Origin of the sequence: Arthrobacter zhaoguopingii, assembly GCF_009828595.1 — a bacterium.
Lineage (GTDB): Bacteria > Actinomycetota > Actinomycetes > Actinomycetales > Micrococcaceae > Arthrobacter_D > Arthrobacter_D zhaoguopingii.
Genome location: NZ_WPNY01000002.1, coordinates 212760 through 237486, shown reverse-complemented (window position 1 = coordinate 237486; position 24727 = coordinate 212760). Strand labels below are relative to the sequence as shown.

The window sequence follows — 24727 nt, the reverse complement described above, 5'->3', positions numbered from 1 at the left end:
GGCCTTCGGGGCCGGTGCCGCTCACGTTCACCAGATGCGCACCCGCTCCTCCGGTTCGAGCCACAGTCCGTCCCCGGGCCGGAGCGAGAAGGCGTCGTGGAACTCGTCGAGGTTGCGCACCACCTGGTTGCAGCGGAATTCGTTGGGGGAGTGCGGGTCGACGGTGATTCGGCGGGCGGCCTCCTCCGGGCGGATCTTCTGGCGCCAGCACCGCGCCCACGACGCGAAGAACCGCTGGGGCCCGGTCTGTCCGTCGATCACCGGGGCCTCCAGCCCGCCGAGGCTCAGCCGGTAGGCGGTGTAGCTGATGCCCAGGCCGCCGAGGTCGCCGATGTTCTCGCCGAGTGTCAGCTCTCCGTTGACTCTGAGGTCCGGCGCCTCGGTGGGCGACAGCGCCGCGTACTGGTCCACGAGCCGCGAGGTGAGGGCGTCGAATGCGGTCCGGTCGGCCTCGGACCACCAGTTCTCAAGGGCTCCCCGGCCGTCGAACTGGGAACCTTTGTCGTCGAAGCCGTGGCCGATCTCGTGGCCGATCACCGCCCCGATCGCTCCATAGTTGTCTGCGGGGTCGGCGTCGAGGTCGAAGAACGGCGGCTGCAGGATGGCCGCGGGGAACACGATCTCGTTCATCGTCGGCATGTAGTAGGCGTTGACCGTCTGTGGGGTCATCAGCCAGGCTCCACGGTCGATTGGTCCGCCCAGCCGGTTCAGCTGTCGTACGTGCTCAAATTCGTAGGCTCGGCACACGTTGCCATAGAGGTCCCCGGCCTCGATCACGAGCGGACCGTAGTCGATCCACTCGTCGGGGTAGCCGATCTTGGTGGTGAACAGTGCGAGCTTCTCCTGTGCCCGGGCGCGGGTCTCCTCGGTCATCCACCCGAGCGAGTCGATGCTGAGCTCGTAGGCCTTGATCAGGTTCGCGACAAGCTCGAGCATCTTCTCCTTGGCACTGCCCGGGAAGTGGCGCTGAACGTACTCCTGGCCGACCGCTTCGCCCAGTGCACCCTCGACCAGGGACACCGCACGCTTCCACCGGTCCTTCAGCTGCGGGGTGCCCCCAAGGTGGGTGCCATAGAAGGCAAAGACAGCATTGACGAAGCGCTCGTCGAGGTAGTCCGACGCGTGCAGCAGCACCCGCGTCGTCAGCCAGTCCTTCCAGGTGGACAGCGGCACCTCGGCAAGGGCGGCATCAACCGCTGCCAGGTACGCGGGCTGGGACACCACCAGTTCCGCGGCCAGGGCCGGATCGCCGGTGACCGTGTCAAGCCACGATCCGGTGAAGGGAGCCAGCTCGGCCGCCTCCGCCAGGGTATGCAGGTTGTAGGTCTTCTGCGGGTCGCGCCGGTCCACGGCGCTCATCGACGCGGCCGCGAGGCGGGTCTCAAGGGTGAAGATGCCGGCCGCCGCCGCTCCCGGGTCGGCGGTGCCGGCCAGGCCGAGCAGCGTCTCCAGGAGCTCCGTGTACTTCGTCCGCGATTCGGCGAAGCGCTCCTCGCGGTAATACGACTCATCCGGCATGCCCAGCGCCGACTGGTAGAGGTGCAACAGGTAGCGTTCGGGGTTTCCGGCGTCATTGCTCACGTAGGGCGCCGTCAGGCCCTGCACGCCGCTGCGCGTCAGTTCGGCCGAGAGGCGCACGAAGCCGCCGATGTCGGTCACGGCTTCGATCCGGGCGAGCCGCTCCTGCACCGGGGTGATGCCCAGGGCCTCGACGCGGTCGGTGTCCATGAAGTCCGCGTAGAGCGTCCCGATCTTCGCCAGCGGACCGTCGGCGTCGGAGGCGGAGGCCGCGGATTCGACAATCCCGCGCACCGCGAGCTCGGCGGCGTCGGCCAGCTGGGTGAACACCGCCTCCCGGGCGCGGTCTGCGGGTATCTCGGTGTTCCGCAGCCACTCGCTGTTGACGTACCGGAACAGGTCGTCCTGTGCGCGGACTGGGTCCATTACGGCGTGTTCTTCGCTGCCGGCGGGCTTCATCGCTACTCCCTCTTCTGGATGTCGGGCGGTGCGGGGCCCCCGGGACGGCGGGCCGGCCGTACGGCGGCGGAGCCGGTCCCGGAGGCGCCGGACGCCCCTTAAAGCCATCCTATGCGCGTGCTATCGTGAGATTGTGCGCGCAAAGACGACTCTTCTTATGTGCCGCGGCGAGGCCTCCTAGGACTTTCGAGCTACAGGCCATCCCTCGCTGCGGTGTCTGTGTTGCCCGGCCGCCAGCCTCTAAACGGTTCAAGAGAAAAGGCCCATCGTCATGCAAAACGCACAACTGAGTTCGGGAATGCCGTTCTGGAAGTACACCCCGTTTCAGGACCAGATCACCGTTGAGCTCCCGGACCGCACCTGGCCGGACAAGGTCATCACCAAGGCCCCGCGCTGGTGCGCCGTGGACCTGCGGGACGGCAACCAGGCCCTGATCGATCCCATGAGCCCCGAGCGCAAGCACAAAATGTTCGACCTGCTGGTGAAGATGGGCTACAAGGAGATCGAGGTCGGGTTCCCATCGGCGTCGCAGACCGACTTCGATTTCGTCCGCCAGCTCATCGAGGGCGACCGCATCCCCGACGATGTCAGCATCCAGGTCCTCACCCAGGCGCGCGAGCACCTCATCGAGCGGACCTACGAGTCCCTCGAAGGCGCCGACCGCGCGATCGTCCACCTTTACAACTCGACCTCGATCCTGCAGCGGCGCGTGGTGTTCAACCAGGACCGCGACGGCATCGTCGACATCGCCCTGACCGGCGCGCGGCTCTGCAGGAAGTTCGAGGAGAGCCTGAAGAACACCCTGGTCACCTACGAGTACTCGCCCGAGTCGTTCACCGGGACCGAACTCGAGTTCGCCGCCCGCATCAGCAACGAGGTGGCCGCGGTGTTCGAGGCCTCGGCGGACCGCCAGATGATCCTGAACCTGCCGGCCACCGTGGAGATGGCCACCCCGAACGTGTATGCGGACTCCATCGAATGGATGAGCCGCAACCTGGAGAACCGTTCCAACATCATCCTCTCGCTCCACCCGCACAACGACCGGGGCACGGGCGTCGCGGCGGCGGAGCTGGGCTACCTCGCCGGCGCCGACCGCATCGAGGGCTGCCTGTTCGGCAACGGGGAGCGAACCGGCAACGTCGACCTGGTGACCCTCGGCATGAACCTCTACAGCCAGGGCATCGACCCGCAGATCGACTTCTCCGACATGGACTCCGTGCGGCGCACCGCCGAATACTGCAACCAGCTCTCCGTGCCCGAGCGCTCCCCCTACGGTGGGGACCTGGTGTTCACCGCCTTCTCCGGCTCCCACCAGGACGCCATCAAGAAGGGGTTTGAGGCCATGGAGCGCGACGCCGCGGCCGCCGGTGTCGGCGTCGACGAGATCCCGTGGGCGGTTCCCTACCTGCCGATCGACCCGAAGGACATCGGACGCAGCTACGAGGCCGTCATCCGTGTGAACTCCCAGTCGGGCAAGGGCGGGGTCGCGTATCTGCTGAAGCACGAGCACAGCCTCGACCTGCCGCGGCGGGCGCAGATCGAATTCTCCGCCGTGGTGCAGCGGCGCACCGAGACCGTCGGCGGGGAGATCAGCGGTTCCGAACTGTGGACGGTCTTCCAGGACGAATACCTGCCGGCGCGGGCCGACGGCGGCACCCGCTGGGGTCACTACGAACTGACCTCCGTCAATACCGACACCGCCGGGGAAGGCTCCCTGAAGCTCACCGCCACGCTGATGGTCAACGGCGTGCAGCAGCGGCGCTCGGCCGAGGGCACCGGGCCGATCGACGCGCTCCTCGACATCCTGGGGCAGGACGGCGTGGACGTGCGGGTGCTCGACTACACCGAGCATGCCCTGTCGGCCGGCGGGAACGCACGCGCCGCGGCGTATGTCGAGTGCGCCGTGGGCGGGCGGGTGCTGTGGGGTGTCGGCATCGACGCAAACACGACAATGGCCGCGCTCAAGGCAGTCATCTCCGCCGTCAACCGCGCCGTGCGGGACAGCGCCTAGGGCTCTTCCTCCCCGGTTGGTGGGAGACTTGGAGTATGTCCAAAATGTCAGCTTCCCGCACCTACCGCGCCGAAGGCGTGGTGCTGCGGACCTACAAGCTGGGGGAGGCGGACCGCATCATCGTCCTGCTCACCCGGGAGCACGGGCAGGTGCGGGCCGTCGCCAAGGGCGTGCGGCGCACCAGCAGCAAGTTCGGCTCCCGCCTTGAGCCGTTCATGGCGGTGGACCTGCAGTTGGCCTCCGGACGGAACCTTGATGTGATCACGCAGGCGCAGACCAAAGGCGCCTACGGGCACGGCATCGCGGCCGACTACGGGCGCTACACCGCGGCGGCGGCCATTGCCGAGACGGCGGAGCGCCTCACCGACACGGACGGGGAGGCCGCCAGCGCCCAGTACGGCCTGGTCGCCGGGGCGCTCTCCGCGCTCAGCCGCGGGCTGCACCCCTCCGAGCTGATCCTCGATTCCTACCTGCTGCGGGCCCTGGCAACGGCCGGATGGGCTCCGAGCTTCACCGACTGTGCCCGGTGCGGAGAGCCCGGTCCGCACTCGGCCTTCTCGGCGCCCCTCGGCGGGGCCGTGTGCTCCGCCTGCAGGCCGCCCGGGTCGGCGTCCCCGGCGCCCGGCACCATGGAACTGCTGGCCGCCCTGCTGTCGGGGGACTGGACCGCGGCCGATGCCTCCGAACCCCCTGCCCGCCGGGAGGCGGCCGGGCTCGTGGCGGTGTATCTTCAATGGCACCTTGAGCGGGCCGTGAAATCCCTTCGACATGTGGAGCGTGTGTGACCCCGAACCGAACCCCTTCCCCCTCGCCGACGGCGCCCTGGCCGCACCCGAGCGGGGCCCGGCCTCCACGCCTGCCCGCCGAGCTGGTGCCGCGCCATGTCGCCATCGTGATGGACGGGAACGGACGCTGGGCGAACGAGCGCGGCCTGCCGCGCACCGAAGGGCACCGGGCGGGGGAGGCCGCGCTGCTCGACGTCATGGCCGGGGCCATCGAGATCGGCGTCCAGCACGTGTCGGTGTACGCCTTCTCCACCGAGAACTGGAAGCGCTCCCCGGAGGAGGTGCGCTTCCTGATGGGCTTCAGCAAGGACGTGCTGCGCCGCCAGCGCGACCAGCTCAACGAGTGGGGCGTGCGCATCCGGTGGGCCGGACGGCGGCCGCGTCTGTGGCGTTCGGTGATCGCCGAGCTCGAGGAGGCCGAGGAGCGCACCCGGGGCAACTCGACGTGCACGCTCACCATGTGCGTGAACTACGGCGGACGGGCCGAGATCGCCGACGCGGCGCGGGCCATCGCCGAGGAGGTCGCGGCGGGAAACCTTCGCGCGTCCTCGGTTAACGAGAAGACCATCCAGCGCTTCCTCGACGAACCCGACCTTCCCGACGTCGACCTCTTCCTGCGCACCTCCGGTGAGCAGCGGCTCTCGAACTTTCTGCTGTGGCAGTCCGCCTACGCGGAGATGGTCTTCATGAACACGCTGTGGCCCGACGTGGACCGGCGGACCCTGTGGCGGGCCATCGAGGAGTATGCCTCCCGCGACCGCCGCTACGGAGGGGCCGTCGACGCCGCCGCGGGCCTGCCCGCCTGAACCCGCCCGCCTGACACCGTTCTGACGCCCGGGCCTTCACCGCCGCGCGGCCGGGCCGCCGCACCGCAGCCAGCGGTCAAGTTCGGCATAGACCTCGGCGCGCACCTCCGGGCGGGACAGCAGGACGTCGTGAAGGGCCCCGTCGAACCGTGAAAGGGTGACCCGGCGGCCCAGGCCGGTGGCCCGGCGGACCATCACCGACACGTCGAGGATGCTGTCCGCTTCAAGCATGGCCTCACTCCAGGTGGAGCTGACCGCCGAGCGGGCCGAGGCGAGCACCAGTACCGGCACCTCGAGGGACAGCCCCCGGGCGACCGCTGCATGGCCGGAGAGCACCGCGGTGAGCCACCCGGCCCGGATCGGGAAGCCGAACTCCGGGCGCCACCGCCGGTCCAGGTTCCACTCGCCGTCGGCCTCACTGCTGATGCTCCGCCAGTAGTAACCGAACTCGGGCAGCCGCAGGCGCGCCTTGGGGCGGAACCTCACGAGGGGTTCGAGCAGGCCCTGGGTGGTATTCCGGAACATTGCACTGCCCTGGGTGTCGAGCCAGGGGCTGTTCAGGATCAGGGAGGCGACCCGGCCGGGATGCCGGTCCGCCCACAACACCGCGGTCAGGGCACCGGTCGAGTGGGCCATCAGGTCCAGCTCCACCGCCGCACCGGGCCCATGGCGCGCCTGGATCTCGTCCTGCACCGCGGCGAGGGCCGCGTCGAGGTCAGCGTCGTACTCCTGCAGGTCCCGCACGTACCCCGGCGTCTGCCACTCCCGTAGGCTCCTGCCGTACTTGCGCAGGTCGAGCGCGAAGAACTCGATGCCCCGCTCCGCGCAGAACTCGGCCAGTTCGGTGTGGAAGAAGTAGTCGCTCCACCCGTGGAGGTAGAGCAGGGCCGGAATCCGCCGCGGCTCCGGGTCCCGGTCGGAGGCCCGGGCCAGCGCCGCCCCGAGGGTCCGGCGGAAACCGGCGGCGGGCCGGCGGTCGGGTGCACCGCGGTGGGCGACAAGCGTCGCGCAGCAGGGCCCCTCCTCGTCGGGCTCGAGATCGAGCGTGAGCCTGCTGTAGGCCGGGCCGAGGTGGTCGGGCTCCCACGTTCTCTCCATTGCCCCCGGGTCTTTCGAAAAGTTCCGCCCGAGTTGTTCGGGCGGCTGTCCTCATGGGAACTTTAGAGCATGCAGATCTATCCGGCCTTCTTCCGCCTCGCCTTCTCCCGCATGGACGCGGAGCGCGCTCACCGGATCGGCTTCGGGCTGATCCGGCTGGCGGACCGGACTCCGGCCGGCTGGCTGCTGCGGCGCTACTGCGGCCCGCACGCGGACCTGCAGACCACCGCCTTCGGCGTCGTGTTCCCCTCGCCCTTCGGCCTGGCCGCCGGTTTTGACAAGGGCGGCCACGGCATTTCGGCGTTGACGGCACTGGGCTTCGGTCACATCGAGGTCGGGACCGTCACCGGCAGGGCCCAGCCCGGCAATCCGAAGCCGCGCCTGTTCCGTCTCGAGGCCGACCGCGCAGTCATCAACCGGATGGGCTTCAACAATGACGGCGCGGCCGTCGTGGCCCCCCGGCTCGCCGCGGCACGGACCCGGCTCGAGCGCACCTATCGCTCGAACCGCCCCATCATCGGGGTGAACATCGGCAAGACCAAGAGCGTCGACCTCGCCGACGCCGTCGGCGACTTCCTGCTCAGCACTGAGGCGGTGGCGCCGGCGGCGGACTACCTGGTGGTCAACGTCAGTTCGCCCAACACCCCGGGCCTGCGGCTGCTGCAGAACGTCGAATCGCTGCGCCCGCTCCTGAACGCGGTGCGCGCCAGGGCCGACGAGGCGGCGGGCCGGCATGTGCCCCTGCTCGTGAAAATCGCTCCGGACCTGATGGACTCCGACATCGACGACATCGCCGCCCTGGCCCTCGACCTGAAGCTCGACGGGATCGTGGCGACCAACACGACCATCACCCGCGGCGGTCTCACCACCGATGACGCCACCGTGATGTCCAAGGGTGTCGGCGGGCTGAGCGGAGCGCCCCTGAAGCAGCGCTCCCTCGAGGTGCTGAAGCGCCTCCGGGCCGCCGCCGGGGAGGACCTTGCCATCGTGTCGGTGGGCGGGGTGGAGACTGCCGAAGATGTCCTTGAACGGCTCGACGCCGGCGCCACTTTGGTCCAGGGCTATACCGCGTTCCTCTATGAGGGGCCGCTGTGGGCGGCGCGAATCAACCGCGGGCTCGCCGGGGCCTTCCGCGGCCGCCGGGACTGAACACCGCCGGGACCCAACACCGCGGGGACTGCACGTCGCCGGGACTGAACACCGCCGGGACCCAACACCGCGGGGACTGCACGTCGCCGGGACTGAACACCGCCGGGACTGCACACCGCCCGAATGAGAAAACGCCCGAATGAGAAAACGCCCGAGTTAAACGACCGCGCCCGGCCCCTGCAGGGACCGGGCGCGGACGGAGGTTAGGGGTCTGAGCGCGAGGCGCCGGATCGAACCCGGTCGGACCCGCCGGCTAGGCGGGGTAGTCCCCGCGCTTGACCTGGGGCTTGGGCAGCCGCAGCCGGCGCAGCTGCAGGGCGCGCGTCACCCCGTACCAGAGGTCACCCGCGTTCGGCGCCCCGAACTTCGCCGTGAGGCGCTTCTTCAGCGTGCGGCGCAGGAAGAAGCAGTCGACGATCACGGCCATGATCAGCACCCAGAACCCGAGCAGCACGGCGCTCTGCACCGCGACGGTCTGGATGAAGCTGAGCACGACGAAGATGAGCGCGGCGATCATGAGAAACTCGCCGAGGTTCCAGCGGGCGTCGACGAACTGCCGGATGTAGCGGCGGTTCGGTCCCTTGTCCCGCAGCGGCAGGTACCGCTCCTCACCGGTGTTCAGGGCCTCCCGGATCCGCAGGCGCTGCTCGGCGGCGGCATTGCGGCTCTGGCTGCGCGCCGCCCGGCGGTCCTCGGGAACCAGCGGCCGTTTGCGGGCGGCCTGCTGGACGCTGCGCTTCGGGGTGGGCGCGCCCTTGCCGGCGCTGCGCTGACGGTCCTCCCGCTCGAGGCTCGCGCGGTCAATGACATCCTGGGCCACGGGGGCGTCTTTCTTTCGTCCAAACACCCCCTCAGGATACCTGTCGGAGTGCCCTCACCTGTACGGCCAGCCGCCTACCGGCACGCTCCCGGGCACGCCCGCCCTGGGGCTGCGGGGCCTGCAGGAGCCTGTGTAGGGTCGAGACATGACTTCTCCCGAACCGGCCAACCCGCCGTCCTCCCTCTCCGACCACCCGGCGGAGGAGCTGCGCCGCAGCGTCTCCGCCGCCTTTCCCGCCACCGTCGACCAGCTCAAGGCCCTCGTCGGCATCCGGGGCATCGCCTGGGAGGCCTTCGACGCGAGCGAACTCGACCGCAGCGCCGAGGCCATCGCCGCGTTGATCCGCGACTCCGGCGTCGAGGACGTGCAGATCCTCCGCGTCGACAACGACGGGGTAGCCGGCGGGCCCGCCGTCGTCGCCCGCCGTCCGGCCGCACCGGGCCAGCCGACGGTGCTGCTGTACGCGCACCATGACGTCCAGCCCCCGGGCGATCCGGACCTGTGGGAGAGCGACCCCTTCACCGCCGTCGAACGCAACGGCCGCCTCTACGGCAGGGGAGCGGCCGACGACAAGGCAGGCGTCATGGCCCACGTCGGTGCCCTGCGCGCCCTCACCGAGGTGCTCGGCGACCGTTTCGGCGTCGGGGTCACCCTGTTCATCGAAGGGGAGGAGGAGGCCGGGTCGCCGACCTTCCGCACCTTCCTGGAGACCCACCGCGACCTGCTGGAGGCCGACGTCATCGTCGTCGCGGACTCCAGCAACTGGAAGGTCGGCGTTCCGGCCCTGACCACCAGCCTGCGCGGCCTCGTCGACGGCACCATCGAGGTTCAGGTCCTCGACCACGCCGTCCACTCCGGCATGTTCGGCGGGCCCGTCCTCGACGCGCCGACCCTCCTCGCGCGGCTGATTGCGACCTTCCACGACGACGCCGGTGACGTCGCCATCGCCGGCCTGGCCGGCGGCGACTCCGCCACGGTCGACTACAAGGAGGAGGACTACCGGGCCGACAGTTCCGTCCTCGACGGGGTCACGCTTGCGGGCACCGGCTCGATCGCCTCCCGCCTGTGGACCAAGCCCGCCCTGTCGATCATCGGCATGGACATGCCCAGCGTCGCGTTGTCCTCAAACACGCTCCTGCCGCGGGCCCGGGCGAAGTTCAGCCTCCGGCTGGCACCCGGGCAGGACCCGGAGCAGGCGATGCAGGCCGTGCGGACCCACGTCGAGGCCTCCGCGCCCTTCGGCGCCCGCGTCACCTTCACCCCCGGCGAGACCGGCAGCCCGTTCTCAACCGACACCTCCGCCCCCGCGGCGCGGCTCGCCCTCGCCTCACTGGAGGAGGCCTGGGGCGTAGAGGCCGTCGAAGCGGGAATGGGCGGTTCCATCCCGTTCATCGCCGACCTGACCGAACTCTTCCCGGCGGCCCAGATTCTGATCACGGGGGTCGAGGACCCGGATTCCCGGGCGCACAGCGCCAACGAATCCCTGCACCTCGCGGAGTTCGAGCGGGCCGTGCTTGCCGAGGCGCTGCTGCTCGCCCGCATCAACGCGGGCGGCCTCTCCGGCTCCTGACCGGACCGCTCCTGCTCCTCCGCCGGGCGGCCACCGCTGCGGCGGGGGAGCAGGGTGTCCCCACTCACGCACCTCCGGTGTTAACCGCGCGGGATGCGCGGCGTACCATGGAAGGGACTCCAGAACGCCGCAAGCGGTGTTCAGCAACGGATCCAGGCTAGGAGAGACACCATGAGCACCACCACGCCAGAGACCACCACGGCCCCCGACGAGACGACGGCTTCGCTTCCCGAGCACGATGTGCAGCTCTCCGAGGTCGCCGCAGGCAAGGTGCGCAGCCTTCTCGAGCAGGAAGGCCGGACCGACCTCCGCCTCCGCGTGGCCGTTCAGCCCGGCGGCTGCTCCGGCCTGATCTACCAGCTGTACTTCGACGAGCGGGTCCTCGACGGCGATGCCGTCCGCGACTTCGACGGCGTTGAAGTAATCGTTGACAAGATGAGCGTTCCCTACCTCTCCGGTGCCTCGATCGACTTCGAGGACACCATCTCCAAGCAGGGATTCACCATCGACAACCCGAACGCCGGCGGATCCTGCGCCTGTGGTGATTCCTTCCACTGACCTGCGGTTTTGGGGGGCCCGTGGCACGCTGAAAGGCGCGCCACGGGCCCTTTCGCATGTCACACGATGGCTTCGACGGCGGGTAAGCTCTACAGTGAGTAGTAAAACTGGAGGGGCACCCCGAACTGCATCAGATCGCGGGTGGCAACGCACGTAGAAAAGGATGGTCCGTCTGTGAGTTCGCAGGACCGAACCGGCGGCAAGAGCGCCAGGATCGCAAAGATTTCCAGCATTTCGCTGGCCGGGGCGCTGTTGCTGTCCGGTTGTTCAACGGAAGCCCAGAATGGCTGGCTGCCGGGGGACAGGAACACCACCAACCACACCGGGCTGATCACCGACCTGTGGGTGAATTCATGGATTGCGGCCCTCGTGGTCGGCGTGATCACCTGGGGCCTCATCATCTGGTGCATGGTTGCCTACCGGCGCCGGCGCAACGACACCGGTTACCCGCGCCAGCTCAGCTACAACCTGCCGCTCGAGATTTTCTACTTGACCATCCCGCTGTTCATGGTGCTGGTGTTCTTCTACTTCACCCAGCGCGACCAGGGCATCATCGACGCCCGCGTTGAGGACCCCGATGTCATCATCGACGTCCGCGGCAAGCAGTGGTCCTGGGACTTCAACTACGTCAAGCAGGACAAGTACTCCACCGGAGTGCAGGCCGAGCTGACCGGCGAGCCCGGCATCCCGGACAAGCTGCCCACCCTCTACCTGCCGGTCAACCAGAGCGTCGAGCTCCAGCTCCGCGCCCGCGACGTCCAGCACTCCTTCTGGGTGCCGGCCTTCCTGCAGAAGCGCGACCTTTACCCGGGCCGCGTCAACTACATCAACCTCACCCCCACTCAGGAGGGGACGTTTGATGGAAAGTGCGCCGAACTCTGCGGCCAGTACCACTCGGAAATGCTTTTCAACGTGGCAGTCGTCTCCCAGGAGGAGTTCGACGCCCGGATGGAAACCCTCGAGGACGGCCAGCTCGGTGACGAGTATGACCGCGACTCCTACCCGGACACCGACCCCGACTTTGACCCTGCCAGGAGCAGCTGATGTCCACCTACGAATACACCCTTGAGGAAGCCGGCACAGTAGCCGCTCCCCGCGTCGTACCGCGCTCCAAAGGCCGCATCGTCGTCAACTGGATCACCTCGACCGACCACAAGACCATCGGGTACATGTACCTGATCGCCTCCTTCGTCTTCTTCTGCTTCGCCGGGGTCATGGCGCTGGTGATCCGGGCCGAGCTGTTCGAGCCCGGTCTGCAGATCCTGCAGACCAAGGAGCAGTACAACCAGCTGTTCACGATGCACGGCACGATCATGCTGCTGATGTTCGCCACCCCGCTGTTTGCCGGATTCGCGAACGTCATCATGCCGCTGCAGATCGGCGCCCCCGACGTCGCCTTCCCGCGCCTGAACGCGCTGGCGTTCTGGTTCTTCCTCTTCGGCAGCACCGTCGCCGTCTCGGGCTTCATCACCCCGCAGGGCGCCGCGTCCTTCGGCTGGTTCGCCTATACGCCGCTGTCGAGTACGACATTCTCACCGGGCGTCGGCGGTGACCTGTGGGTGTTCGGACTCGCGCTGTCGGGCTTCGGAACCATCCTCGGTTCCGTCAACTTCATCACCACGATCATCTGCATGCGTGCCCCGGGCATGACCATGTGGCGTATGCCGATCTTCACGTGGAACACCCTGGTCACGGCCATCCTCGTCCTCATGGCGTTCCCTCCGCTGGCCGCCGCGCTGTTCGCCCTCGGTGCGGACCGCCGCTTCGGTGCCCATATCTTCGACCCCGAGAACGGTGGCGCCATCCTCTGGCAGCACCTGTTCTGGTTCTTCGGACACCCCGAGGTGTACATCATCGCCCTGCCGTTCTTCGGCATCGTCTCGGAGATCTTCCCGGTCTTCAGCCGCAAGCCGATCTTCGGCTACAAGGGCCTCGTGTACGCGACGATCGCCATCGCCGCCCTCTCGGTCACAGTGTGGGCCCACCACATGTACGTCACCGGCGCGGTGCTGCTGCCGTTCTTCGCCTTCACCACGATGCTCATCGCCGTTCCAACGGGCGTGAAGTTCTTCAACTGGATCGGCACCATGTGGCGCGGATCGATCACCTTCGAGACCCCGATGCTCTGGAGCCTCGGCTTCCTGGTGACGTTCCTCTTCGGCGGCCTGACCGGCATCATCCTGGCCTCGCCTCCGCTGGACTTCCACGTTTCGGACACCTACTTCGTGGTCGCACACTTCCACTACGTGGTCTTCGGCACCGTGGTCTTCGCGATGTTCGCCGGCTTCTACTTCTGGTGGCCCAAGTTCACCGGGAAGATGCTCAACGAGCGCCTCGGCAAGATCCACTTCTGGCTCCTGTTCCTCGGCTTCCACGGCACCTTCCTGATCCAGCACTGGCTGGGCGTCATCGGCATGCCGCGGCGGTACGCGGACTACCTGCCCGAGGACGGCTTCACTGCGATGAACCAGTTCTCCACCATCGCCTCGTTCGTACTCGGTGCCTCGCTGATCCCCTTCTTCTGGAACGTGTACATCACCTGGCGCACCGGTAAGAAGGTCGAAGTTGATGACCCCTGGGGCTTCGGTGCTTCGCTTGAGTGGGCCACCTCCTGCCCGCCGCCGCGCCACAACTTCACTTCGCTGCCCCGGATCCGCTCGGAGCGCCCGGCGCTGGACCTGCACCACCCCGAGCTCCAGCAGCAGCACACCGACGAATCCGCTGCCGGCAAGGTGCTCGGCTCCGCTGCCCGGAAGGACGCCACCCAGTGAAAGTTGAGACACGCCTCTTTACCCTCCTTGCGCCGTTCTTCTTCCTCGTCGGCACGATCTACGGGTTCCTCGTGGAATGGACAGAACCCGTAGGGTTCCTCGGGCTGTACCTGACCGGTGGCCTGTCAATCATGATCGGGTTCTACCTCGGCTTCACCGGCAAGAGGGTCGGCATGCGGCCCGAGGACCGGCTCGACGCCGAGATCCACGAAGGCTCCGGCGAGCAGGGACACTTCAGCCCATGGAGCTGGTGGCCCTTGTTCCTCGGCCTGTCGGCCGCGGCCGGATTCCTTGGACTGGCAGCCGGCTGGTGGATCCTCTACATCGGCCTTGGTTTCACTGTGATCGCCCTGGTCGGTTGGGTATACGAGTACAGCCGCGGGGCACACGCCCACTAAGCTTCCAACCCCGCAGAACCCGAAGGACCCGCACCCCGGTGCGGGTCCTTCGGCGTTCCGGGGCACCGCCACCGCGGAGGAATTTCGATAGACTCGGAACTACCGGCGGTCGGCCGCCGGGCCCCGGAACTACCACCATGGAAAGCTGGCGATTGTGGCCGCGACCGCTCCAAAGCTCCTAGGGGTGCCGGCCCTCGATGAGGCCTCACCCGTGGCCAAGCATGTGCAGCTGCGCGAAATTCTCAGGGCCTACATCCTGGAACGGGCCGCGCCCGGCTCGCCGATTCCCTCCGAGCGCCAGCTGTCCACGCATTTCGGTGTCGCACGGATGACAGTGCGCCACGCCATCGACGCCCTCGTCGCCGAGGAGGTCCTGGAGCGGATTGTGGGCCTGGGGACGTTCGTGGCCCATGCGAAGGTCGACCTGCAGATGAAGCTCACCTCCTACAGCGAAGAGATGCTTCGCCGGGGCATGGTGCCCGATGCGCATGTGCTCAGCTTCGAGCAGATCGGCGCCACGCCCCTGATCGCGCGGGAACTGCAGCTTGAGCTCGGGCAGCCGGTGGTGCGGTTCCGGCGGCAGCTGCTCGCCGACGGCGAGCCTATGAGCGTCGACGAGAACTTCATCCCGGCGCACCGGGTGCGGGGGATCCTCGATGACCCGCCGCCGGCCTCCCTCTATAACGTCCTGAGCGAGAAGTACGGGCTGGTCATGGAGTGGGGGGAGGACACCATCGAGGCGACGGCGGCCTCGCCGTCCATTGCCCGTCTCCTGAACGTGGAGATGGGTGCGCCGCTGCTCAAGATCCAGCGCCACGCCTATGTGGCCCGCGCCATGGTGGACTACTCCGTGTCCTACTACCGGGCCGACCGGTACAAGCTCTGGGTGCCGCTGCAGCGCCCCGGAGCGCGCACGCCCCGGGCGTATACCTCCAACAGGCTGCGCTAGGCCTCCTCCGCCCTCCCGGGGGTTCCTCGGGTCCTTCCGCGTGCTCCCCGCTTCTTCCCCTGCGCTAGGGACTCCGGGACGCGCGGGGAGGGCTGTGCCGCCGCCGCAACATCCCCGCCGAGTTGGCACCTCACCACGCTTAGGGCCCGCGGAAGGGCGGTGATCTGCAGTCTCGACGTCGGCAGTATGCAAAAAGGCCCGGACAGCGGATGCTGTCCGGGCCCTTCCAGGCTGGCCGTGCGGCCAGCCTAGTGGCTTGCGATCGACTCCCGGTCCTGGGCGTCTGCGATTTCACCGTGGTGACCGGAGTGCGAGGCGTGCAGTTCCGACGGAGTGACCGGGGCGACCCGGTCCTCGAAGAAGAACCGTGAGGCGCGGCTGCGCAGCTTCTCCGAGCGGCTGACGTGGCCGTTGGCGTTTGCCACGGGGGCGTAGGCCTCCGGGGACTCGAAGCTGACCAGCTGGTAGCGCTTGTACTCGTCGACCGGCTCGTGGACCTCGATGAACTCACCGTGCGGCAGGCGGACAATACGTCCGGTCTCCCGGCCGTGCAGGGCTATCTCACGGTCCTTGCGCTGCAGCGCCAGGGCCACGCGGCGGGCGATCATGAAGCCGATGATCGGGCCGACGACCACGAGGATCCGCAGCCAGTAGGTCACGTCGTTCAGGGATACGAGGAAGTGCGTGGCGATCAGGTCGGAGCTAGCAGCCGCCCACATCACGCAGTAGAACACGACACCGGCGACGCCGACCCCGGTGCGGGTCGGGGCGTTGCGGGGCCGGTCGAGCAGGTGGTGCTCCCGCTTGTCCTTGGTCACCCACGACTCGATCCAGGGCCAGGCGAGCATCAGCGTGAAGACGATGCCGGCCGGCACGAGCGCCGGGAAGAGCACGTTCATCGAGAGCGTGTTGACGCCCCAGGGGAACGGAATGTTCCACTCAAAGTCGAAGTTCGGGCCCAGCGTGCCCGGCATCAGGCGCAGCGCGCCGTCGACCCAGCCGATGTACCAGTCAGGCTGGGTACCTGCCGATACGGGGGAGGGGTCGTAGGGGCCGTAGTTCCAGATCGGGTTGATCGTGAACGCTGCGGAGATGGCGGCGACGATGCCGAAGACGATGAAGAAGAATCCACCGGCCTTCGCAGCGTAGACCGGGCCGACGGGGTAGCCGACGACGTTGGTGTTCGTGCGTCCCGGGCCGGGGTACTGGGTGTGCTTGTGGATGACCACCATGAACAGGTGGATACCGATCAGCAGCAGGATGACGGCCGGGATCAGGAGGATGTGAAGGACGTAGAGACGTCCGATGATCGCGGTGCCGGGGAACTCTCCGCCGAAGAGGAAGAAGCTGATGTAGGTTCCAACGACCGGGATGGACTTCACGACGCCGTCGATGATGCGCAGGCCGTTGCCGGAAAGCAGGTCATCGGGGAGCGAGTAGCCGGTGAAGCCGGCGGCCAGGCCCATGATGAGAAGCGTGGTGCCGACAACCCAGTTGAGCTCGCGGGGGCGGCGGAACGCGCCGGTGAAGAAGACGCGGAGCATGTGCACGGCGTTGGCTGCAACAAACAGCAGCGCCGACCAGTGGTGCACCTGGCGCATGAAGAGGCCGCCGCGGACGTCGAAGGAAATGTCCAGCGAGGAGGCGTAGGCCACCGACATCTCAACACCACGCAGGGGCAGGTAGCTGCCATCGTAGTGTGTCTCCGCCATCGAGGGATCGAAGAAGAAGGTGAGGAAGGTCCCCGAGATCAGCAGGATGACGAAGGTGTAAAGCGCCACCTCGCCGAACATGAAGGTCCAGTGGTCGGGGAAGATCTTCCGGCCGAACTCCTTGACCATGCCCGAGCCGCCGACCCGTGAGTCGACGAAGTTGGTGACCCGTCCGACGCGGGTTTTTGGTTGGTAGGCGTTTATCGCGGTTGAGCTGCTCATGGTCAGCCTCGCTCCCAGAAACTAGGTCCTACGGGTTCTTGGAAATCGCTCCTGGCGATGAGGTAGCCCTCGTCGTCAACGTCGATGGGAAGCTGGGGGAGCGGTCGTGCGGCCGGGCCGAAGATGACCTTGCACTCTTGTTCGAGGTCAAAGGTCGACTGATGGCACGGGCACAGCAGGTGGTGGGTCTGCTGTTCGTAGAGCGCTACCGGGCAGCCAACGTGCGTGCAGATCTTGGAATACGCGACAATTCCGTCGTATCCCCAATCCTCCCGGCCTTCCGAGGGGTTGAGGGATTCAGGGTCGAGGCGCATCAGCAGTACAACGGCCTTCGCCTTCTCCTCGAGCTTGTTCTCGGCCTCATTGAGGCCTTCCGGGATGACGTGGAACGCCGAGCCGACGGTGACGTCGGAGGCCTTGATCGGGGTTCCGCTGGGATCGCGGGTGAGGCGCATACCGGCGTCCCAGAAGGTGTGGCGCAGGGTGTCTCCGGGCAGGGGGCCGAGGTCGCGGAAGATCGCGATGGCGGGCAGCGGGGCCAGGAGCGCGGCACCGATGAGGGTGTTGCGGATCAGCGGGCGGCGCTTGATGCCGCTCTCGTCGAGGATCGTGCCGACGATCTGCTCGGCCTCGGCGCGGTCCTTTTCGTCGGTGACGGCGTGGCGCTCCTCGGTCAGCTCGTGGTCGGGCATGAGCGTCTTGGCCCAGTGGACGATGCCGACGCCGATGCCCAGCATCGCGAAGGCCGTTCCCAGGCCGAGAGCGAGGTTCTGCAGGCGCAGGCGCTCGATGGTGTCGTTCAGCGGAATGAAGAAGTACGCAAAGAAGAAGAGCAGCGTGCCGAGAACGGAGATGACGAACAGAAGGGCAACCTGCCGCTCCGCCCTCTTCTCGGCGCGTGGATCCGTGTCCGCAAGCCGCGGGCGGTGCGGCGGGAGGCCGGGGTTGGTGAACGTGTCGACCCCGCCCTGGCCCGGCGTAGCTACGGTGACCGACGTATCCGGGCTGCCGTGACTATTGTCGGCCATGATCCCTCTCATCCTTCTTTAGATGCTTCAATGTGTAATTCGTGTAAATCGCGGTGCCGGATGGGTCGGGCAAATCAGGACGACCGTGAGGTCAGCCACACCGTGAAGGCAATGATGACGCCCAGACCGGCGACCCAGATGAACAGGCCTTCGGAGACCGGACCCAGCGAGCCGAGGTCGGCTCCGCCGGGGGAGCCCTGCTCCTCGATGGTCTTCAGGAACGCGATGACGTCCCGCTTTTCTTCGGGGGAAATGTTCGCGTCGTTGAAGACGGGCATGTTCTGGGGGCCGGTGACCATGGCCTCGTAAATGTGCTTCTCGCTCGAGCCTTCCAGCGAGGGGGCGAATTTACCGCGAGTCAGGGCGCCGCCGGCTGCCGCGGCGTTGTGGCACATGGCGCAGTTGACGCGGAAGAGCTCTCCACCGTTGGCGGCATCGCCTTCGGAAGCGTCAAGCATCTCCTCGCTGGGGATGGCAGGACCGGCGCCCAGTGTGGCGACGTAGGCGGCGAGCTGGCGGGTCTGCTCCTCGGTGAACTGGACCGGCTTGACCAGCGCCTGCGGGCCGTCCATCTGCAGCGGCATGCGTCCGGTGCCGACCTGGAAGTCGACCGAGGCGGCACCGACGCCGACGAGTGAGGGGCCGGCGGAGGAGCCGGAGGCGCCCAGGCCATGGCAGGAGGCGCAGTTGGCGGCGAAGAGCTTTTCGCCTTCCTCGACGTCATTCGCGGAGAAGGACTCGGTCTGGGCCTGGGCCTGATTGGCTGAGCTTGCCGCGGAGTAGATTCCGCCGACCATGAGCAACGCCATAACCAGCAGTGCGATTGCTGCTAGGGGGTGGCGCCGCCTCTGAGATAGTGCCTTCACGCGATGGTTCCTGTCTTCCGTACTGCCATGGCTGCTGTGCTTCCTCGTCGAATTCTACCTCTAGTAGAAAAGTCTACCGCAGGAGGCTATTTGAGGAAGTAAATAATGATGAAGAGTCCGATCCACACGACGTCGACAAAGTGCCAGTAGTAGGAGGTCACGATGGCCGACGTCGCCTCGAAGTGGCCGAAGCGCCGGGCGGCGTAGGCGCGTCCAATGATCAGCAGGAATGCGATGAGACCGCCGAGCACGTGGAGGCCGTGGAAGCCGGTGGTGATGTAGAAGGCCGAGCCGTAAGCGTCCGAGGACAGCGACACGCCCTCGGAGACGAGCTCGGCGTATTCGTAGGCCTGAACGGCGACGAAGATGCCACCAAGGACGAAAGTGAGAAAGAACCACTCGACCATGCCCCAGCGGCCGATGGAGAAAAGGCCTCCGGTGCGGCGCGGCTGCAGGCGCTCGGCGGCGAAGACGCCGAACTGGCAGGTGACGGAGCTGGACACCAGAATGATGGTGTTGATCAGCGCAAACGGCACGTTGAGCTTCTCGGATCCCTCGGCCCACATCTCGCCTGAGGTGGACCGGAGCGTGAAGTACATGGCAAAGAGGCCGGCGAAGAACATCAGCTCGCTCGAGAGCCACACCACGGTTCCGACGGAGACCATGTTGGGGCGGTTGAGCGCGGGATGTGGGGCGGCACTTGGGGCTTGGGTCGCAGATGTCACGAACTCATTATGGCTCTAAAAGTTCCCACTTCACCAACGCCTGAGGCCTTGCGGCGCGTCCGAATCGGTGCCCAAGGGTGCGTGATCCGCATAACGGCGCGGAAGTAGGAGGGTGATGACTTTCTACAATTCGTAGATAACCTAGGAGTGTGACCACTACTTTGCGCGCTGACGAGGCCAAACAGTCATGGCCGCCGCTGTTTTCAACCCTCATTTCGGGGAGGGATTTGACCGCCGCCGAGGCCGGCTGGGCGATGGAAAACATCATGTCCGGCGAGGCGACCCACGCGCAGATCGCAGGCTTCCTGCTCGGCCTGCGGGCCAAAGGGGAATCGGTCGGCGAACTGACCGGACTCGTTGAGGCGATGCTCGGGCGCGCCCGGCGGATCACGGTCACCGGCCCGGCCCTTGACATCGTGGGCACCGGAGGCGACGGGCTGAACACGGTCAATATCTCCACCATGGCATCGCTGGTCGCCGTGGGCGCCGGGGCGAGGGTGGTGAAGCACGGCAACCGGGCGGCGTCGTCCTCCTCCGGGGCCGCTGATGTGATCGAGGCGCTCGGGGTCCGGCTGGACCTGAGCCCCGAGGATGTGGCGCAGTGCGCCGAGGAAGCGGGGATCACCTTCTGCTTTGCCCAGGTCTTCCATCCGTCGATGCGGCATGTCGCAGTGCCGCGGCGCGAGCTCGGGGTGCCGACCGCCTTCAACTTCCTTGGCCCGCTGAGCAATCCCGCCGGGGTGCAGGCCCAGGCCCTTGGGTGCGCCGACGCGCGCATGGCGCCGCTGATGGCCGGTGTCCTCGCCGCCCGGGGGGTGCGGGCGCTGGTCTTCCGCGGCAGCGACGGCAGGGACAAACTGACGACGAGCGGGTCCTCCACCATCTGGGAGGTGCGGGGGGAGCGCATCACCGAGCAGGTGGTTCACCCCGGGGACTTCGGCGTCGCCGAAACCGGTGTCGATGCCCTCCGCGGCACCGATGCCGCCGGCAACGCGCAGATCGTGAGGCGCCTGCTCGCTGGCGAGGAGGGGCCGATCCGCGACGCCGTGGTCCTCAACGCGGCAGCTGGCCTCGTCGCTCTCGATGAGGACCACGAGGGGCCGCTGGTCGACCGTATCCGGGCGGCCACCGTCCGGGCGCGCGAGTCGATCGATTCGGGGGCCGCGCTGGCCGCCCTTGATCGCTGGGTCGCGGTCAGCGCCTCGCTCTGAGCGCCGTCGCTCACGGGAAGGGGCCGCAGTCAGCGCGTCGATTGACGCGCGCGATGGCGCGCCCGGGCCGTTGTCAGCTGTCGAAGCCGAGGGAGAAGGCGGCGTCCAGGTCGTGCCTGGAGTAGGACCGAAAGGCGATCTGGGTCGTCGTTGACTCCACTCCCCTGACCTTCGAGAGGCGGTCGGCGATCACGTCGGCGAGGTCCTCGTGGCGGGACACCCTGGCCATTGCGATGAGGTCCCATTCGCCGGTCACCGAATACACCTCGCTGATGCCTTCGATTTCGGAAATTTCCTGCGCGCACTCGGGGATGCGCGCGGAATCCGTCTGGATGAGGACAAAAGCGGTGATCATGGTCGGCCTTTCCACTGAAATGGGTACTTCCTCACCGTACCGCCTGGTTTCCGCGGCCGCTGAGGGCACGCCTGCGACCCCGCAAGGCGGCGGCCGCAAGCACCCGCGGCAAAAGCAGCAGCAGTCCCAGCACCGCGAGGGTGACCACCTGGAAGCTCAGGGCAACACCGCCCCCGGTGAGGAACCGCAGCAGCAGGCCGCCTGCCACGGTGGTGATCCAGATTCCGACACCCGTCGGCCACAGGCGCAGCGGCGTCCGCCAGGCGCGCAGGACCACCCATCCCGCGACGCAGGCGACGACAAAGGGCGCCGCCGTTGCCGCAATTCCCGCAGCACTCAGGCCGTGCTCGTGAGTGCTGCGGCCGGAGACCGCGAAGAGGATGAGCGCGGCGACGTCGACCGCCAGCCAGGGCCAGAGCCCGTGTGCGGGTCCGGATGCCGTGTGCGGGGATGCCATAGGACAACTTTAAGGCCTCCTCGGGTCCGGCGTGGTCCGCTATCCGGCCAATCCCGCCAGCATGAAGATGGCTGCGGCGATGACGAAGCCCATTACGCCGATCAGGGTCTCCATGACGGTCCACGTGGCCAGGGTGGTCTTGACGTCCATGCCGAAGAAGCGGCCGACGAGCCAGAACCCCGAGTCGTTGACGTGGGAGACGACCACCGATCCGGCGGCGACAGCGATCACGAGTGCGGCCACCTGGAGGCCGTTGAACCCCGCGTCGGCGACAGCGGGTGCGATGAGCCCGGCGGTGGTGGTGAGGGCGACCGTCGCGGATCCCTGGGCGATGCGCAGGATGGCCGAGATCATGAAGCCGGCGAGAATGAGCGGGATGCCCACCCCGCCGAGCACGTCGGCGAGGGCCGCGCCGATGCCGGAGGTGCGGAGCACACCGCCGAACATTCCGCCCGCGCCGGTGATGAGGATGACGGAGCAGACCGGCCCCAAGGAGGATTCGAGGAGTTTCTCGAGGGTGCTCCCGGTGGTGCCCCGGCGCCGGCCGAGGACGAACATGGCGACGAGGACCGAGATCAGCAGCGCCACGGGAGTCTCGCCCAGCGCGCGGAGGACCTGGTACCAGGATGCCTCCGCCGCTGAGGCGGGCAGCAGGCCGCTTGCGGCCGCGGTGTTCAGTCCGGTGTTGAGGAAGATGAGTACCAGCGGCAGCAGGAGCACGCCGACAACCGTGCGGAAGCGCGGCGGGTGGGTTTCGGCCTCCGCGTCGGCCTGCCCCAGCAGAGCCGGAACGGGAAGGACAAGCTTGCGGCCCGTTCGCAGCCCGAACAGGTAGGCGGCGACGAACCAGGTGGGAATTGCGGTGATGAGTCCGGCGATGACGACGAGGCCGACGTTCGCTTCGAAGAATGTCGATGCGGCGACCGGTCCCGGGTGGGGCGGCAGGAAGATGTGCATCACCGAGAACGCGCCGGCCGCAGGGAGGCCATAGCGCAGCACGCCGCCGCCAAGGCGGTGGGCGACGGCGAAGACGACCGGCAGCATCACCACGAGGCCGGCGTCGAAAAAGATCGGGAAGCCGAAAATCAGGGATGCCAGACCGAGTGCGAAGGGGGCCCGGTGCTCGCCGAATTTTCCGATGAGAGAGTCGGCGAGCGCTTTGGCGCCGCCGCTTGTCTCGACGATCCGCCCCAGCATTGCGCCCAGGCCGACGAGCAGCGCGACCGTGCCCAGCGTTGTGCCGAAGCCGTTGATGAGGACCGGCACCACCTGGTCCGCCGGGATGCCCGTGGCGAAAGCGGTTGCAAGGCTGACCAGGATCAGTGCGAGCAGTGCGTGGAGGCGCAGCTTGATGATGAGGAACAGCAGGACGGCGATGGCTGCGGCCGCGATGAGCAGCAGCGGACCTGCGCCGAGTGTTTGGGTCCATCCTTCGATTTCCATGAATTTCCTTCCAATCACCTGGGGCTGGTTGTACCGGGCAGGGCGTGGCGCCGGAGGCCGGACCGGCCCGGCAGCCTGCGCGTTGGTTGATCCTACCTTTCGGGCAGCCGCTGTCCCGGGCGCAGGACCGGTGTCCGCTCAAGCCTGCGCGCAGGCCGAAGGAAGCGGGCCGGTTCATCGGCCCGGATCGGGGAATTCCGGTGGGGGCACCCGATAGCCCACGGCACGGAAAAGCGGATAGAGACTGCGAATGTATTGATGAAGTGAGGGTGCAGGTGTTCAATGATCCCAGTGCTCCACGGTCAGTGGATCCGTCAACGACGACGGCCCTGTCGAGCACCGGCCGGGCCTCACCTCCCGCGCTGACCTCGACCGAAGGAGGCACGATGCTCAATCGACGACTGACCGCCGGGTCGGTGCTCATGACGGCCCTGCTGGCCGTCACCGGCTGCACAGGCTCCGGGGAAACCTCGGAGGACGACGGCGCCCTGACCGTGTGGACGACGGAGGACGTCGCCGAGCGGGTGGCGACCCAGCAGGCGATCATGGACCGCTTCACGGAAAGCACCGGCACTGAAGTCGAGCTCGTCGCGATCGCCGAGGACCAGCTGTCGTCGGTGCTTTCGTCGTCCGCAGCGGCAGGGGAGCTTCCCGACGTGATCGGCGCCCTGTCCCTGAATGGAATGAACCAGCTGTATACCGACGGACTGCTGGACACCGGTGCGGCAGCCGACGTCGTCGAGGAGCTGGGAAGCGACACCTTCTCGGCCCGCGCGCTCGAGCTGACGTCCGCGGAGGGCGAGCAGCTCGCGGTGCCCAGCGACGCGTTCGCGCAGCTGTTGTACTACCGCACGGACCTCTTCGAGGAGGAGGGCCTGGACGCGCCCGACAGCTACGAAGCCATCGAAGCCGCAGCCAAGGCGCTCGACGCCGAGGGCATGGCCGGGATTGTGGCCGCAACGGCTCCCGCCGACTCGTTCACTCAGCAGACCTTCGAGCAGATCGCCCTGGCCAACGGGTGCGAGCTGGTCGATTCCGAGGGCGAGGTCACCCTGGACAGCAGCCAGTGCGAGGACGCGTTCAGCTTCTACGGGAACCTCATCCGCGACTACTCCGTTCCGGGCAACCAGGACGCGGACACCACCCGTGCCAGCTATTTCGCCGGCGAGGCGGCGATGACCGTGTGGTCCTCCTTCATGCTCGATGAGCTGGCGGGCCTGCGCAACGATGCCCTGCCGACCTGCCCCGAGTGCGGGGACAACCCCCGGTTCCTCGCCGAGAACACCGGGATCGTCAGTGCGATCCAGGGCCCGGACGGGGAAGAACCCGCCGGGTACGGTGAGGTTGTCTCCTGGAACATCCTCAACGACGCCTCGGACGGTGCCACGGACCTGGTGACGTTCATGATGAGCGAGGGCTACGAGGACTGGCTCGGGGTGGCCCCGGAGGGCAAGCTGCCGGTGCGCCTTGGAACCGCCGACGCTCCCACCGAGTACGTGGACGCCTGGCAGTCCCTCGAGGCGGGGGTCGATACCCGGGCGCTGCTCTCCGACATTTATCCTGCCGAAACCCTGCAGGCCCTGACGGAGAGCACCGACACCTTCAATCGCTGGGGCATTCCCCAGGGCCAGGGAGCCCTGGCCGCGGCCGTGGGCGGGCAGTTCATCGCCCCTCAGATCGTGGCCCAGATGATCAGTGCGGGCAGCAGCGGCGCGGACGCCGCCGCACAGGCCCAGGAGGAGGCCGAGGGTCTCAAGGCCGACCTGGGCCAGTAGCATGCCACCACCTGCGCGGACGCCGTCCGGTATCCGCCCGC

22 protein-coding genes are annotated in these 24727 nt (G+C 67.6%); 12 read left to right on the top strand and 10 right to left on the bottom strand.

Annotated features, from left to right (window positions below; translation table 11 throughout):
• Positions 1-27: 27 nt before the first annotated feature.
• Positions 28-1977, bottom strand: a complete 1950-nt coding sequence (locus tag GVV86_RS03545; protein ID WP_159616693.1) for a M13 family metallopeptidase — start codon at positions 1975-1977, stop codon at positions 28-30.
• Between the two features lie 271 nt (positions 1978-2248).
• Between GVV86_RS03545 and leuA the strand changes: the two genes are divergently transcribed.
• From leuA to GVV86_RS03530, 3 genes are read left to right on the top strand one after another with little or no spacing between them, the layout of a single operon-like run.
• Complete coding sequence (gene leuA / locus GVV86_RS03540; protein WP_159616691.1) at positions 2249-3988, top strand: 2-isopropylmalate synthase; 1740 nt, start codon at positions 2249-2251, stop codon at positions 3986-3988.
• A 35-nt stretch (positions 3989-4023) separates the two neighbouring features.
• The gene (recO, locus tag GVV86_RS03535; RefSeq protein ID WP_159616689.1) at positions 4024-4773 is read left to right on the top strand and encodes a DNA repair protein RecO; all 750 of its coding nucleotides are present in this window, start codon (positions 4024-4026) and stop codon (positions 4771-4773) included.
• Positions 4770-5579: an isoprenyl transferase gene (locus GVV86_RS03530; RefSeq protein ID WP_159616687.1), complete on the top strand. Its 810-nt coding sequence runs from the start codon at positions 4770-4772 to the stop codon at positions 5577-5579. The genes recO and GVV86_RS03530 overlap by 4 nt, the downstream gene beginning before the upstream one ends.
• Before the next feature lie 36 nt (positions 5580-5615).
• Here the strand turns inward: GVV86_RS03530 and GVV86_RS03525 are convergent, their stop codons facing one another.
• Positions 5616-6677 carry an alpha/beta hydrolase gene (locus GVV86_RS03525; protein WP_159616685.1) on the bottom strand — a complete coding sequence of 354 codons (1062 nt, stop codon included), beginning with the start codon at positions 6675-6677 and terminating at the stop codon, positions 5616-5618.
• Positions 6678-6746: 69 nt separating this feature from the next.
• Between GVV86_RS03525 and GVV86_RS03520 the strand changes: the two genes are divergently transcribed.
• Positions 6747-7826: a quinone-dependent dihydroorotate dehydrogenase gene (locus GVV86_RS03520; RefSeq protein WP_159801437.1), complete on the top strand. Its 1080-nt coding sequence runs from the start codon at positions 6747-6749 to the stop codon at positions 7824-7826.
• Between the two features lie 253 nt (positions 7827-8079).
• Here the strand turns inward: GVV86_RS03520 and GVV86_RS03515 are convergent, their stop codons facing one another.
• Positions 8080-8673: a DUF3043 domain-containing protein gene (locus tag GVV86_RS03515; protein ID WP_159616681.1), complete on the bottom strand. Its 594-nt coding sequence runs from the start codon at positions 8671-8673 to the stop codon at positions 8080-8082.
• Between the two features lie 118 nt (positions 8674-8791).
• On the opposite strand from GVV86_RS03515, the gene GVV86_RS03510 reads away from it, so the two are divergent.
• From GVV86_RS03510 to GVV86_RS03485, 6 genes are all read left to right on the top strand, one after another.
• The gene (locus GVV86_RS03510) at positions 8792-10216 is read left to right on the top strand and encodes a dipeptidase (protein ID WP_159801436.1); all 1425 of its coding nucleotides are present in this window, start codon (positions 8792-8794) and stop codon (positions 10214-10216) included.
• Positions 10217-10387: 171 nt separating this feature from the next.
• A complete protein-coding gene (locus tag GVV86_RS03505) occupies positions 10388-10774 on the top strand; it encodes a HesB/IscA family protein (protein WP_159616677.1) in 387 nt (128 codons plus the stop codon).
• A 174-nt stretch (positions 10775-10948) separates the two neighbouring features.
• On the top strand, positions 10949-11818 hold the full coding sequence (ctaC, locus tag GVV86_RS03500; protein WP_159616675.1) for an aa3-type cytochrome oxidase subunit II: 870 nt from the start codon (positions 10949-10951) through the stop codon (positions 11816-11818).
• Positions 11818-13545, top strand: a complete 1728-nt coding sequence (gene ctaD, locus GVV86_RS03495; RefSeq protein ID WP_159616673.1) for an aa3-type cytochrome oxidase subunit I — start codon at positions 11818-11820, stop codon at positions 13543-13545. Before ctaC ends, ctaD begins: the two co-directional genes overlap by 1 nt.
• Positions 13542-13943, top strand: coding sequence for a cytochrome c oxidase subunit 4 (locus tag GVV86_RS03490; protein ID WP_159616671.1), 402 nt, complete (start codon positions 13542-13544; stop codon positions 13941-13943). Before ctaD ends, GVV86_RS03490 begins: the two co-directional genes overlap by 4 nt.
• Positions 13944-14127: 184 nt before the next feature.
• Positions 14128-14892 carry a GntR family transcriptional regulator gene (locus GVV86_RS03485; protein ID WP_159617015.1) on the top strand — a complete coding sequence of 255 codons (765 nt, stop codon included), beginning with the start codon at positions 14128-14130 and terminating at the stop codon, positions 14890-14892.
• A gap of 248 nt (positions 14893-15140) precedes the next feature.
• On the opposite strand, the gene qcrB is transcribed toward GVV86_RS03485, so the two are convergent.
• The 4 genes from qcrB to ctaE all read right to left on the bottom strand — a co-directional run bounded on the left by qcrB (position 15141) and on the right by ctaE (position 19445).
• On the bottom strand, positions 15141-16826 hold the full coding sequence (gene qcrB, locus GVV86_RS03480) for a cytochrome bc1 complex cytochrome b subunit (protein ID WP_159801435.1): 1686 nt from the start codon (positions 16824-16826) through the stop codon (positions 15141-15143).
• Between the two features lie 2 nt (positions 16827-16828).
• Positions 16829-17854: a cytochrome bc1 complex Rieske iron-sulfur subunit gene (gene qcrA, locus GVV86_RS03475; protein WP_159616667.1), complete on the bottom strand. Its 1026-nt coding sequence runs from the start codon at positions 17852-17854 to the stop codon at positions 16829-16831.
• A gap of 74 nt (positions 17855-17928) precedes the next feature.
• Complete coding sequence (qcrC, locus tag GVV86_RS03470) at positions 17929-18720, bottom strand: cytochrome bc1 complex diheme cytochrome c subunit (RefSeq protein WP_159616665.1); 792 nt, start codon at positions 18718-18720, stop codon at positions 17929-17931.
• An 86-nt stretch (positions 18721-18806) separates the two neighbouring features.
• Positions 18807-19445 carry an aa3-type cytochrome oxidase subunit III gene (ctaE, locus tag GVV86_RS03465; RefSeq protein WP_425483335.1) on the bottom strand — a complete coding sequence of 213 codons (639 nt, stop codon included), beginning with the start codon at positions 19443-19445 and terminating at the stop codon, positions 18807-18809.
• A 149-nt stretch (positions 19446-19594) separates the two neighbouring features.
• On the opposite strand from ctaE, the gene trpD reads away from it, so the two are divergent.
• Positions 19595-20656 (top strand): anthranilate phosphoribosyltransferase, encoded by a 1062-nt coding sequence (trpD, locus tag GVV86_RS03460; RefSeq protein WP_201291342.1) that lies wholly within the window; start codon positions 19595-19597, stop codon positions 20654-20656.
• 73 nt (positions 20657-20729) lie between these two features.
• On the opposite strand, the gene GVV86_RS03455 is transcribed toward trpD, so the two are convergent.
• From GVV86_RS03455 to GVV86_RS03445, 3 genes are read right to left on the bottom strand one after another with little or no spacing between them, the layout of a single operon-like run.
• Positions 20730-21011 (bottom strand): Lrp/AsnC family transcriptional regulator, encoded by a 282-nt coding sequence (locus GVV86_RS03455; protein ID WP_159616663.1) that lies wholly within the window; start codon positions 21009-21011, stop codon positions 20730-20732.
• A 31-nt stretch (positions 21012-21042) separates the two neighbouring features.
• Positions 21043-21468 carry a DUF3054 domain-containing protein gene (locus tag GVV86_RS03450; protein WP_159801434.1) on the bottom strand — a complete coding sequence of 142 codons (426 nt, stop codon included), beginning with the start codon at positions 21466-21468 and terminating at the stop codon, positions 21043-21045.
• A 39-nt stretch (positions 21469-21507) separates the two neighbouring features.
• Positions 21508-22911 (bottom strand): GntP family permease, encoded by a 1404-nt coding sequence (locus GVV86_RS03445; protein WP_159616659.1) that lies wholly within the window; start codon positions 22909-22911, stop codon positions 21508-21510.
• 386 nt (positions 22912-23297) lie between these two features.
• Between GVV86_RS03445 and GVV86_RS03440 the strand changes: the two genes are divergently transcribed.
• Positions 23298-24686: an ABC transporter substrate-binding protein gene (locus GVV86_RS03440; protein ID WP_159616657.1), complete on the top strand. Its 1389-nt coding sequence runs from the start codon at positions 23298-23300 to the stop codon at positions 24684-24686.
• Positions 24687-24727 lie beyond the last annotated feature (41 nt).